This window comes from Chromobacterium indicum, assembly GCF_039708975.1.
GTDB classification, from domain to species: domain Bacteria; phylum Pseudomonadota; class Gammaproteobacteria; order Burkholderiales; family Chromobacteriaceae; genus Chromobacterium; species Chromobacterium piscinae.
Map to the genome: position 1 here is coordinate 161595 of NZ_JAYFSJ010000006.1, position 11668 is coordinate 173262.

Annotated in this window: 11 protein-coding genes and 1 tRNA gene (1 of these 12 running past the window's edge); 3 read left to right on the forward strand and 9 right to left on the reverse strand. The window is 66.1% G+C overall.

Going from position 1 to position 11668, the window contains the following annotated elements; genetic code table 11:
• Together VA599_RS10145 and VA599_RS10150 are read right to left on the reverse strand one after the other, a co-directional pair.
• Positions 1-15 (reverse strand) — tRNA-Ser (locus tag VA599_RS10145); it reaches 176 nt to the left of the window's first position.
• A gap of 58 nt (positions 16-73) precedes the next feature.
• Positions 74-1201, reverse strand: coding sequence for a GNAT family N-acetyltransferase (locus tag VA599_RS10150; RefSeq protein WP_346788463.1), 1128 nt, complete (start codon positions 1199-1201; stop codon positions 74-76).
• A 73-nt stretch (positions 1202-1274) separates the two neighbouring features.
• Between VA599_RS10150 and VA599_RS10155 the strand changes: the two genes are divergently transcribed.
• The 3 genes from VA599_RS10155 (at position 1275) to lolA (ending at position 4861) form a co-directional block, all read left to right on the forward strand.
• Complete coding sequence (locus tag VA599_RS10155; protein ID WP_346788464.1) at positions 1275-2867, forward strand: NAD+ synthase; 1593 nt, start codon at positions 1275-1277, stop codon at positions 2865-2867.
• A 146-nt stretch (positions 2868-3013) separates the two neighbouring features.
• Positions 3014-4138: a hypothetical protein gene (locus VA599_RS10160; protein ID WP_346788465.1), complete on the forward strand. Its 1125-nt coding sequence runs from the start codon at positions 3014-3016 to the stop codon at positions 4136-4138.
• Positions 4139-4240: 102 nt separating this feature from the next.
• A complete protein-coding gene (gene lolA, locus VA599_RS10165; protein ID WP_346788466.1) occupies positions 4241-4861 on the forward strand; it encodes an outer membrane lipoprotein periplasmic chaperone LolA in 621 nt (206 codons plus the stop codon).
• Positions 4862-4914: 53 nt separating this feature from the next.
• On the opposite strand, the gene VA599_RS10170 is transcribed toward lolA, so the two are convergent.
• From VA599_RS10170 to hrcA, 7 genes are all read right to left on the reverse strand, one after another.
• A complete protein-coding gene (locus VA599_RS10170; RefSeq protein ID WP_346788467.1) occupies positions 4915-5715 on the reverse strand; it encodes a class I SAM-dependent methyltransferase in 801 nt (266 codons plus the stop codon).
• 272 nt (positions 5716-5987) lie between these two features.
• Positions 5988-6584, reverse strand: a complete 597-nt coding sequence (recR, locus tag VA599_RS10175; protein ID WP_346788468.1) for a recombination mediator RecR — start codon at positions 6582-6584, stop codon at positions 5988-5990.
• Between the two features lie 57 nt (positions 6585-6641).
• Positions 6642-7085, reverse strand: coding sequence for a hypothetical protein (locus VA599_RS10180; protein ID WP_346788469.1), 444 nt, complete (start codon positions 7083-7085; stop codon positions 6642-6644).
• Positions 7086-7125: 40 nt separating this feature from the next.
• Positions 7126-7452 (reverse strand): YbaB/EbfC family nucleoid-associated protein, encoded by a 327-nt coding sequence (locus VA599_RS10185; protein ID WP_346788470.1) that lies wholly within the window; start codon positions 7450-7452, stop codon positions 7126-7128.
• Between the two features lie 5 nt (positions 7453-7457).
• Entirely contained in the window at positions 7458-9389 is a 1932-nt protein-coding gene (gene dnaX / locus VA599_RS10190) for a DNA polymerase III subunit gamma/tau (RefSeq protein ID WP_346788471.1), read from the reverse strand.
• 97 nt (positions 9390-9486) lie between these two features.
• Complete coding sequence (gene mltB / locus VA599_RS10195) at positions 9487-10527, reverse strand: lytic murein transglycosylase B (protein ID WP_346788472.1); 1041 nt, start codon at positions 10525-10527, stop codon at positions 9487-9489.
• Between the two features lie 32 nt (positions 10528-10559).
• The gene (gene hrcA / locus VA599_RS10200) at positions 10560-11582 is read right to left on the reverse strand and encodes a heat-inducible transcriptional repressor HrcA (protein WP_346788473.1); all 1023 of its coding nucleotides are present in this window, start codon (positions 11580-11582) and stop codon (positions 10560-10562) included.
• Positions 11583-11668: the final 86 nt, after the last annotated feature.

The window sequence follows — 11668 nt, forward strand, 5'->3', positions numbered from 1 at the left end:
CTCATCCACCTCTCCAGACCCTGGATCGATACGCTGGGCGTTTCGTTCACAGAGGCTGCGCAGTATATAAGCCCTACACATCCCGCGCAAGTGTTTTATAAGCCGAATGGGAAAATAACTGATCGACATAATCTGCCACGCCTTCGCGTTCGCGCCGCAGCCAATCGGCGATGGCGGAGCGAAAGCGCGGATCGGCGATATAGTGGGCGGAAACCGTCCGCTCCGGCTCGAATCCGCGGGCCTGCTTGTGCTCGCCCTGGGCGCCGCCCTCGAATGCCCCCAGCCCCTGGCGAATGGCGTACTCCAGCCCTTGGTAATAGCACAGCTCGAAATGCAGGCAGGGCACCTCCTCCAGCGCGCCCCAGTAGCGGCCGTACAGCGCGTCGCCGTCCCGCACGCACAGGCTGGCGGCGATGTCGCGCCCTTCCCGGCTGGCGATGAACATCACGCAATGGCCGGGCAGCCTTTCGCCTATCCGCTGGAAGAAATCCAGGTTCAGATAGGGCGCGGAATGATGCTCCAGATAAGTCTGCCGGTAACAACCGTAAAACAGCTCCCAGTCCGCACTCCCTATCGCCGCGCCGTCCACCGCGCGCACCTCCACGCCTGCATCCGCCACTTTGCGCCGCTCCTGGCGTATTTTCTTGCGTTTGTCGCGGCTGAGCGTGGCGAGGAAATCGTCGAAGTCGGCGTAGCCGCGGTTGCGCCAATGGAACTGCACGCCATCGCGCAGCAGCCAGCCCGCCTCCCGCAGCCGGCTCGCCTCGTCCGCCGTCGGAAACAACACATGGGCCGACGACAAGCCGTTATCGTCCACCAGCTGTTGCAGGCCAGCAATCAAATGCGCCTGCTCGTCCGCGCCGCCCAGCAGCCGGCTGCCGGTCACCGGCGTGAACGGCGAGGCCACCACCAGCTTCGGGTAATAGTCCAGCCCGGCGCGGGCGTACGCCTCGGACCAGGACCAATCGAACACGTACTCGCCGCGGTTGTGCTGCTTCAGATAAGCCGGCGCCAACCCTACCGTCCGCCCATCGCGCTCCAAGGCCAGCGGCAGCGGCCGCCAGCCCGTCTCGCCGCCGACACAGCCGGTTTCCTCCAGCGCCGCCAGCCATTCGCGGCCGACAAACACGCCCGCCCCCTCGCCGGCCGGCCACGCTGGTTGCGCGATGGCGGCCACGCCGTCATACAGTTGCAGCTGCAATGCTTTTCCTTTCTGGGCGGACGCCATCTTCAGGTAAAATCGAACGATCAAGAATCATCGGTGCCCTCTCAAGATGCGTATCGCACTCGCCCAGTTCAACCCCGTGGTCGGCGACATCGCCGGCAATGCCAAAAAAATCGTCGACCTGGCCAACGCGGCCATGGCCCAGGGCGCGGACATCCTGCTGACGCCGGAGCTGGCGCTGACCGGTTACAGCCCGGAAGACCTCCTGCTGCGCGACAGTTTCTACCGCGAGGTGGCCAAGGGCCTGGATGTCATCGAGCAGCTGGACGGCATCACCGTGATCGTCGGCCATCCAGCCCGGATAGGCAACGAGCGTTTCAACGCCGCCACCGTGCTGCGCGACGGCCACCGGCTGGGCCAGTATCACAAGATGCAGCTGCCCAATAATGAAGTATTCGACGAATGCCGCTACTTCACCCCGGGCGCCGCGCCGCTGGTATTCGAGCAGAACGGCGTCAAGGTGGGCGTGCTGATCTGCGAGGACATCTGGCATCTGGAGCCCGCCGCGGAAACCGCCGATGCCGGCGCCGAACTGATTCTGGCCCTCAACGCCTCCCCCTTCCACCGCGACAAGATCGAAACCCGTCAGCAGATGGCGCGCTTCCGCGTCGAGGAAACCGGCCTGCCGATGGCCTATGTCCAACTGGTGGGCGGCCAGGACGAACTGGTGTTCGACGGCGCCTCGTTCGCGCTGAACAAGGCGGGCGAAGTGGCCGCCCAGGCCGCGGCCTACGACGAGGAGCTGTTGCTGGTCGATTACGCCGACGGCGACTTCCAGCCCGGCAAGCTCGCCGCGCTGCCGGACATGCTGGAAAGCGTCTACCGCGCGCTGGTGGTCGGCGTGCGCGACTACATCGGCAAGAACGGCTTCCCTGGCGCGCTCTTGGGCCTGTCCGGCGGCATCGACTCCGCGCTGACGCTGGCGGTGGCGGTGGACGCGCTGGGCGCCGACAAGGTGCACGCGGTGATGATGCCCTCGCGCTACACCGCCGACATTTCCGTGACCGACAGCCGCGACATGATCGCCCGCCTGGGCGTGAAATACGACGAAATCGAGATCTGGCCGATGTACGAGAGCTTCATGGCCGCGCTCGCGCCGTCGTTCCAGGGTCTGGAGATGGACACCACCGAGGAGAACCTGCAGGCCCGCATCCGCGGCACGCTGCTGATGGCGCTGTCCAACAAGAGCGGCAAGCTGGTGCTGACGACCGGCAACAAGTCCGAGATGACCACCGGCTACTGCACGCTGTACGGCGACATGGCCGGCGGCTTCGCCGTGCTGAAGGACGTGGCCAAGACCCTGGTGTTCGAGCTCTGCCGCTGGCGCAACACCGTGTCCGACGTGATCCCGGAACGCATCATCACCCGCCCGCCATCGGCCGAGCTGCGTCCCGACCAGAAGGACCAGGACAGCCTGCCGCCGTACGAGATTCTGGACGCCATCATGGCGCGCTACGTCGAGGACAACCAGTCTGCCGCCGACATCATCGCCGCCGGCTACGCCGAGGCGGACGTGAACCGCGTGGTGCGGCTGTTGAAGATCAACGAATACAAGCGCCGCCAGGCGCCGGTGGGACCGCGCGTCACCCCGCGCGGCTTCGGCAAAGACTGGCGCTATCCGATCACCAACAAATTCAGCTGACTCTCGCCCGGGCGGCCGCCTGGCCGCCGCCCATCGCCGACCGAAAAGGTCAAACGCATAGCCATTGCAGCTGCGATATAATCCCGGGATACCCAGACGATCCGCCAGGATCGCGCACCATGGACATTAACAGGACCTTGACGACAATGACTCGCTTGAAACTGGCCGCAACCGCCGCCCTTTCCTCCCTCGCCCTGCTCACAGGTTGCGCCACGCCGCTGGCCGGCAAGACGCCCGACGAAGCTACCCGCAAGGTGATGCTGCAGAACTGGCAGAACGCCAGCTACAACTTCGACGCCCAGATCGGCTTCGACAAGCTGGTCTTCACCGACCGCGACTCCAAGCTGGCCCAGCCCGACATCGCCGACACCATAGATCAGGTGGGCCGCGCCGTGCGCGTCAACGTCAGCGGCGCGGTCGACGCGCCGAACGGCAGAGTGGAAGCCATTCCGGAGCTGCGCTTCGAGCGGCGCAACCTGCTGGCCAGCATCAAGGTCCCGCTGCAATTCCACGCTCAGGACATGTCGCTGCTGGTGGACCCGTCCGCCGTCGACCTGTTCCTGCCCTCGCTGCGCAAGCAATCCGGCAAATTCATCCGCGCCAAGCTGCCGGCCGAGATGGCCAGCCAGATTCCGCTGAAGGCCATGTACCAGGCGATGCCGAAAATCATCGACGATGCCTACGCCCAGGCGGACAAGCAGGCGTTCAGCTTCCAGCCGCTGGATGCCTACGCCGGCGAAATCGGCGCGCATTACAAACTGCGGATGGAGCTGAGCCGCCAGCAGGAGCAGAAGCTGACTCTGCAGATGCTGGACGGTCTGGCCAAAGTGGCGCGCGAACAGGCCAAGCAGCCTGACGACAAGTCCGGCGCCGAGGCGATGATTCGCCTGGTGCAGAGCCTGGTCAAGCTTGACCCGGTCAGCGGCGACAAGAGCCGCACCGTCAGCGACATCTACGCCAGCCGCGGCGGCGACCTGCTGGCCCTGCGCCAGAAAGTCCACGTCGAAGCGCCCGAGTTCAGCGGCGACGCCTACGTCAATGTGCGCTACAGCCATTACGGCAAGCCTCAATTCGTCTATCAGCTGAGCGAAAACGACATCGTCGACTTCGACAAGCTCGACATGCCTGACTGGCTGAAGGACACCGACAAGCTGCTGCCCGGCGAGCATGCCGAAGCCCCGGCGGCCGCGGCGGCGGCCGAGCCTCAGGCTCAAGCGGCCCAACCCCAGGCCAAGTCCAAGAAGAAGCGCAAGGCCCGCCGCACGCAATAATCGCCAACACAATCGCCCGGCCCGGCGATGAACCGGGCCGGCTCCGTTCCGGTCCTACTGTTTTTGATTCCGGCCCGCACCGCCCGCGAGGACATTGACGCCATGAAACCGTTTTTCACTATGCTGGCCGCCGCCGCCATCGCAGCCTCCCTGGCCGTGCCGGCCCAGGCTTCGGCCGTCGCCCAGCTCAAGGCCTTCGTCTCCGGCAGCAAGACGCTGTCCGCAGACTTCAGCCAGACCGTAAGCAACAAGGGCAAGCGCGAGGAAGCCAGCGGCCGGCTGGAAATCGCCCGCCCCGGCAAATTCCGCTGGGAATACAGCAAACCCTACTCGCAGCTGATCGTCGGCGACGGCAAGACGCTGTGGATCTACGACCAGGACCTGGCCCAGGCCACGCGCAAGGCCCAGGGCACCGCGCTGGGCTCCAGCCCGGCCGCGCTCTTGGCCGGCAGCAACGAAATCGAGCGCAGCTACAAGCTGAACGAGGCTGGCAAGCAGGGCGAGCTGGAATGGCTGGCCGCCAGCCCGAAAAAGCAGGACAACACCTTCAGCGCCATCCGCATGGGCTTCAAGAACAATATGCTGGTGGAAATGCAGCTGACCGACAGCTTCGGCAACGACACCCGCATCGTGTTCAGCAAGCCGCAGCAGAACGCCGCGCTGCCTGCCTCCCGCTTCGCCTTCGTTCCGCCCAAGGGCGTGGATGTGGTCAGCGGCGACTGATCCCGCGCCCCTCGTAAAAAAGCCCGCCGTTTCCGGCGGGCTTTTTTCGCGCCTCACGCCGGCTTGAGCGCCTGGGTGGCGATGAAGGTGGGCAGATAGCGATCGATCAGAAAACGCGGCCGCGGCTGCCAGTCCTCGTGGAAACCGGCGATCAGAAAGCCGGCCGCCATCTGTCCGCCGATCAAGTCGGCCAAGCTATGGCCGAACACCAGCGCCTCGCCCCTCGTTCGCTTCGCCGCCAGCTCGGCCTCGGACAAATGCGCGGGATCGGCATACGGGATGGCGAATCGCGGCCGGATCAGGCCCTGCTCCACCAGCGCTGGATCGCGGTCGGCGACGAACACCGCCGGATTGTAGAAGCTGGCCAGCAGCCGGCCGCCGGGATGCAGGACGCGGAAACACTCGCGCCACACCGGCGTCACGTCCGGCACGTAAAGATTGGAGATCGGGTGGAACACGCAGTCGAAGCTGGCGTCGGCGAAACGCGACAGATCACGCATGTCGCCGTGCTCCAGCCGCAGCGCCAGCCCCTCGCGCTCGGCCACCTCGCGGTCGCGCGCCAGCTGTTCGACCGACGCGTCCAGCACCGTCGTCCGCGCGCCCGCGGCGGCCAGCAGCGGCCCTTGCTGCCCGCCGCCGGACGCCAGGCACAGGATGTCCAGGCCGAGCGCATCGTCCAGCCAACCGGCCGGCAACGGCCCCGGCGTCAATTTGGCCAGCACGCGGCCCTGCCTGGCCTCGGCGATGGCGGCGGCATCCACCGGCCGCGACCACTCGCAGTCGGCGCGCGCCTGGCGATCCCAGGCGACCTGGTTGTAATGGAAAACATCGTGTTGTTGAACGGCATCGGGCATCTTGTCCTCCGTTTAGAAAAGGAAAATCAACGCCGACGCACGCGCTGCGCGGGAATCGTCCATGCCGGGTCAAAACGGCAGGCACGGAAACGATTCGGAACTGATTGTCGAACACAAGCAATGCGCATACTCGCACGCGCCGGACGGCGGAACGAATCGGGGACGCCATGGGCATCCGGGCATCACTTGTTCATTTCGACAGGACTCCTAGGAATGAAACGGGACGGGAAGAGCCGATTCTAGCGAAGCGGCCATGACAAGACAATGCCGGCTTACACGCCGCGGCGTTCGTACACCGCCTGCGCCAGCGTGCCCAGATCGACATACTCTAGCTCGCCCCCCACCGGCATGCCGCGCGCGATGCGGGTCACCGTCAGGCCGCGCTCCTTGAATAGCTCGCTGAGCATGTGGGACGTCACCTCGCCTTCGGCGGTGAAGTTGGTGGCGATCACGATCTCGCTCACCCGCCCGTCCAGCGCCCGCGTCAGCAGCTTGTCCAGGTGCAGGTCCTTGGGGCCGATATTGTCCAGCGGCGATATCCGCCCCATCAGCACGAAATACAGGCCTTCGAAGCACTTGGCCTGCTCCAGCATCATCAGGTCGGCCGGCATCTCGACGATGCACAGCTGGTCCTGCCGGCGCGCCTCGTCGGCGCAGATGGCGCACAGCTCGGCCTCGCTGAAGGTATTGCAGCGCTGGCAGTGGGTCAGGTGGATCAGCGCCCGGTCCAGCGCGCGCGCCAGCTTGTCGGCGCCCTGCTTGTCCCGCTGCAGCAAGTGGAAAGCCATCCGCTGCGCGGTTTTCGGCCCCACGCCCGGCAATACTTTCAACGCGGAGATCAATTGCTCCAGCGCGGGAGGATTCTTCATCGACACGGCATCAACCTGGGAAAAGCGGCCAGACGGCCGCGGACGGAAATCATGAAATCAACGGTAGCGCCGGCGCAGCCGGTAATGGCGCCAGGCGAACACCAGCCGGAACAAGGGCCGGCACACCGGCAGCATCCAGCGGCAGCGCGGCAAAAAGGCCACCCGGTCCACCACCTCGCAACCGCCGTCCGCCGCCAGCACACGGCGGCGATGCCACCAGACGCGCTGCCCCAGCATGCTTGAGCGCTCGTCGAAGGCGCCGGGCTCAAGGCGCAGCAGCGTCAGCTGGTCGCACTCCACCGGCAGGCAGCCCAGCAACAGCATCCAGCAGCGGCCGATGCGCGCCGGCTGATCCAGGCGCACGGGCAGATCGCCCGGCGGCAGCCGCATGCGCAGCCACGGGAAGAACTCGTCGTTGATGCCGCGCCGGCTTACCGCGTCGGCCCACACAGCCTCCGGCGGCCGCGGCAGACGGCTGCGCACGGTGAAATGGCCGAACATCCCGGCTCCGACAAAAAAGGCCCGTCGCCGGGCCCTGGGATCAGAACGGGAGTTTCATCCCGGCCGGAAGGTTCAGGCCGTTGGTGAAGCCGGACATCCGCTCCTGGGTGGTGGACTCGACCTTGCGCACCGCGTCGTTGAACGCGGCGGCGATCAGGTCTTCCAGCATTTCCTTGTCGTCCAGCACGCTGTCGTCGATGGCGACGCGCTTGACGTCGTGGGAGCAGGTCATCAGAACCTTCACCATGCCGGCGCCGGACTGGCCTTCCACTTCCACCTGGGCCAGCTCTTCCTGGGCCTTCTTCATGTTTTCCTGCATTTGCTGGGCCTGTTTCATCAGGCCGGCGATACCAGCTTTACCGAACATCGCGGTCACTCCTGTACGGGTTGAATGGTCTCGATGAGCAGCGTGGCGCCGAACTCGCGCACCATCTGCTGCACCACCGGATCGTTTTGCATGCACTCGCGGGCGACGGCCAGCTGCTCCTGGCGCAGCCTGGCGTCGGTCATCGCCGGGGTTTCCATCCCCAGCTCTTCCACCGTCACCGCGAGATCCACCGCGTGGCCGAAGCGTTCGGCCAGCGCGGCTTTGAGTTTTTCCTGATAATCGCGTCCGCTCATGTGGCGGAAGCTCTCCGGCACCGCCAGCTCCAGGCGGTCCTGGCTCCAACTCTTCAGCACGGCGTTATGCGCCAGCATCCGCGCGGCGCCGAGCTTGGCGCCCAGGTCGGCGACCAGCCGCTGCCAATCGCCATCGAAAACAAAACTGGACGGCTCGTCCTCCAGCGGCGGTTGCTGCATATAGGCCGGCATCGCGTCGTCGTCGGACCACGGCGCGTCGACGATCTCTTCCTCGTCGCGCTCGTCATCCGCCTCCTGAACGGCGGCCTCGGGCGCGGACGCAACTCGAACCGGCGCCGGCTGCAAACGCGGCTCAGGCTGGATTTCCGGCTTGGGCTCCGCCGCAACCGGCTGCGGCCGGGGCGCGGGCTCGGGTTCCGGCTCGGCGGCCGGGGTAGGCTCCGCCGCGCGGGGCTTGCCTTGCGGCTGCCCGCCGAGACCGGCTGCCTGCAGCGCGCGCGCGGCCGGCGACATGCCCCGCTCCGCCGGCACCGAAGCGCTGGCGATCGATGCCGCCGACGCCGACGCCGATGCCGGCGCTGGGCGCGGCTGCGACGGAGCGGCCGGACGCGCGGGCGCGGCGCTCTCCGCCGGCGCGACGGCCGGATGGAAGGCCAGCATCCGCAACAGCGTCATATTGAAGCCGGCATGCTCGTCCGGCGCCAGCGCCAGATCCTTGCGGCCATGGATGGCGATCTGATAGTAAAGCTGCACATCCTGCGGCGCGATGGCGCCGGCCAATGCGAACAAGGTATCGCGCTCGGGCTCGTCGGCGGCCAGCGCCGCCGGCACCGTCTGCGCCAATGCCAGCTGCTGCAGCAACACTGCCAGCTCGGACAGCGCCGAATCAAAGCTGATTCCGCGTTCAGCCAGGCGGTCGGCCTCGGCCATCAGCGCCGGACCGTCAGCAACGGCCAACGCCTGCAGCAGGGTGAACAGGTAGCGGCGGTCCACCGCGCCCAGCATCGCACGCACGCCGTCTTCCTTGACCTCGCCCAGTCCGTAGGCGATGGCCTGATCCAGCAGCGACTGCGCGTCGCGCATCGAGCCGGACGCGGCGCGGCCCAGCAAGGCCAACGCCGGAGCCTCGTACTGGATGCCCTCGACGTCCAGCATGTGGGCCAGATGGCTGGACACCTGCTGCGGCGTCATGTTGCGCAAGGAAAACTGCAGGCAGCGGGACAGCACCGTCACCGGCACCTTCTGCGGATCGGTGGTGGCCAGGATGAACTTGACGTGGCCCGGCGGCTCTTCCAGCGTCTTCAGCATCGCGTTGAACGCGCTCTTCGACAGCATGTGCACTTCGTCGATGATGTAGACCTTGAAACGGCCCATCGTCGGCGCGTACTGGGCGTTTTCCAGCACTTCGCGGATATTGTCGATGCCGGTGTTGGACGCGGCGTCGATCTCCAACAGGTCGACGAAGCGGCCGGTGTCGATCTGGCGGCAAGCCTGGCATTCGCCGCAGGGCTCGGCCGTGGTGCCGGTTTCGCAGTTCAGGCTCTTGGCCAGAATCCGGGCGATGGTGGTCTTGCCGACGCCCCGGGTGCCGGTCAGCAGATAGGCGTGATGAAGCCTCTGCTCTTTCAGGGCGTTGGAGAGGGCGCGCACCACGTGCTCCTGGCCGACCAGGTCGGCGAAGCGTTTGGGGCGCCACTTGCGGGCAAGGACTTGATAGCTCATGGGGGCGGATTTTAATGGCAATTGCCGCGCAAGGCGACAGGTTTCACCGGCGCGGCCTCCCTGGCGGCGCCGGCGTCTTGTTGCGGAAGCCCGCGCCTTACTGCGCGGCGGAGGCCTGGTCCGGCCGCTGCGCCAGCGACGCGTAGTAGCGCTGCCGCAGCTGGTCGGCGATTTCCTGCACCGCCTTGGCGTACAGCGTGCTGCGGTTGTAGCGGGTGATCGCGTAGAAATTGTTCAGGCCCAGCCAGTATTCGGTGACGCCGGGCGCGGTTTCCAGCGAAAACAGCACCGCCGGCACGTTGTCGGCCAGCGGCGTTTGCGGCGCCACGCCCATCTTGCGCAGATCGCCCACCGTGTAGTGCAGGTTGAATTTGTCGGCCAGCAGCTTGTCGACCTGGGCTTCCGGCGCCACGCTGGCCGGCGCCACGATGTCGTCGCCGCGCTTCCAGCCGTGCAGCTGGAAGTAATGGGCGACACTGCCGATGGCGTCGTGCGGGTTGCTCCAGATGTCGCGGTGGCCGCTGCCGTCGAAATCAACCGCCCACTTGCGGTAGCTGGACGGCATGAATTGCGGCAGGCCCATCGCGCCGGCGTAGGACCCCTTCAGCGTCAGCGGGTCCTTGCCCTCTTCCTTGGCCAGCAACAGGAACTGGGTCAGTTCGCCGCGGAAGTACTCGGCGCGGCGCGGGTAGTCGAAGCCGATGGTGGACAGCGAGTCCACCAGCCGGAAGCTGCCGGTGTTACGGCCGTAATGGGTTTCCACGCCCAGGATGGCGACGATCACCTCCGGCGCCACGCCGTACTCGCGCTCGGCGCGCGCCAGGGCGTCGGCGTTGCCTTGCCAGAACGCGGTTCCGTCCACGATCAGCTTGTCGTTGACGGTCGTCGCGCGGAATTGATACCACGGCCGCGAGGTGGACGGCTTGTCGAGGATGCGGATGATGTTGGGCTTCAGCTCCACATTGGCAAACACCGCCTCCAGCTCGGGGCGGTTGAACTGGCCTGTGGCCACCTGCTCGTCGATGTAGCGCTGCACGTCGGGGCGCGCCAGAAAGGCTGCGTCGGCCTGGGCTTGCGGAGCGGTGAAGGCCGCGCCGGCCAAAGCGGCGGCGATGGCCAGTTTCAACATCGATTTCATGATTCTGCTTTCTTTTTTGGTATGGCTCGAGTTCATTCGCGGAAGGACAAGGCGTTGCTGACTAGGCGGGCGGTGATGTCGACGATGGGGATCACCCGCTCGTAGGCCATGCGGGTGGGGCCGACCACGCCCAGCGTGCCGACCACCTGGCCGTTGATGCAGTAGGGCGCGGTCACCACCGAGCATTCGTCCAGCGTCATGACTCCAGACTCCTCGCCGATGAAAATGTTCACCCCCTGCGCCTCCCGTCCCTGCGCCAGCAATTTCAGGAGTTCGGTCTTGCGCTCGAACACGCCGAACAGCTCCCGCAGCCGCGACAGATCATCCGACAGATCATGCACCTGCAGCAGCCTTGAGCCGCCGCTGACCACCACGTCCTCGTTGCGCTTGGCCAGCGTCTGCTGGCCCAGTTTCACCGCGGCGGCCATCAATTCGGCGATGTCGCCCTGCAGCTGCCTGAGCTCGCCCTCCACCCGCAGCGTAACGGCGCTCAACCCCTGCCCGGCGTAATGCTGGTTGATGAAGTTGCCGGCCTCCACCAGTTCCGACGGCGTGTAGTCGCGCTCGGTGTTCAACAGGTGGTTCTGCACATCGCCGTCCAGGGTCACCAATATCATCAACACCCGCCGTTCGGACAGGCGCAGGAATTCGATCTGGCGGAAGGCGACGTCGCTGAGCTGCGGCGTCAGCACCACGCCGGCGAAGCTGGTCAGCTCGGACAGCAAGGACGACGCCGCCTGGGCGATCCGCTGCGGGCTGTTCGGCTGCAGATTGGCCTCCAGCTCGTGGCGCGACAGCTCGTCCAGCGGCCGTATCGTCAACAGCCGGTCGACGAACAAGCGATAGCCGCGCGCGGTGGGAATCCGCCCCGCCGAAGTGTGCGGCGAGGCGATCAGGCCCATGTTCTCCAGATCGGCCAGCACGTTGCGGACCGTGGCCGACGACAGCTCCACCCCGGGCAGCAGCGACAGGGTCTTGGAGGCGACCGGCTGACCGTCGGCGATGTACCGTTCGATCAGCGCCTTCAGCAAATGTTGGGCGCGTTCGTTCATCATGTCCCCATTGTACACATCCTGCACCGCGCCAAAAGGGGGCGCGGCGGGGCTTTACGACCATGGCACGAAAACGGCGGCAGCAAGCT

Coding starts and splice junctions, on each gene's coding strand:
- VA599_RS10185 (WP_346788470.1), bottom strand. CDS start 7,452: ATGTTCGGTAAAGCTGGTATCGCCGGCCTGATGAAACAGGCCCAGCAA.
- VA599_RS10170 (WP_346788467.1), bottom strand. CDS start 5,715: ATGCCCGATGCCGTTCAACAACACGATGTTTTCCATTACAACCAGGTC.
- hrcA (WP_346788473.1), bottom strand. CDS start 11,582: ATGATGAACGAACGCGCCCAACATTTGCTGAAGGCGCTGATCGAACGG.
- mltB (WP_346788472.1), bottom strand. CDS start 10,527: ATGAAATCGATGTTGAAACTGGCCATCGCCGCCGCTTTGGCCGGCGCG.
- lolA (WP_346788466.1), top strand. CDS start 4,241: ATGAAACCGTTTTTCACTATGCTGGCCGCCGCCGCCATCGCAGCCTCC.
- dnaX (WP_346788471.1), bottom strand. CDS start 9,389: ATGAGCTATCAAGTCCTTGCCCGCAAGTGGCGCCCCAAACGCTTCGCC.
- VA599_RS10160 (WP_346788465.1), top strand. CDS start 3,014: ATGACTCGCTTGAAACTGGCCGCAACCGCCGCCCTTTCCTCCCTCGCC.
- recR (WP_346788468.1), bottom strand. CDS start 6,584: ATGAAGAATCCTCCCGCGCTGGAGCAATTGATCTCCGCGTTGAAAGTA.
- VA599_RS10155 (WP_346788464.1), top strand. CDS start 1,275: ATGCGTATCGCACTCGCCCAGTTCAACCCCGTGGTCGGCGACATCGCC.
- VA599_RS10180 (WP_346788469.1), bottom strand. CDS start 7,085: ATGTTCGGCCATTTCACCGTGCGCAGCCGTCTGCCGCGGCCGCCGGAG.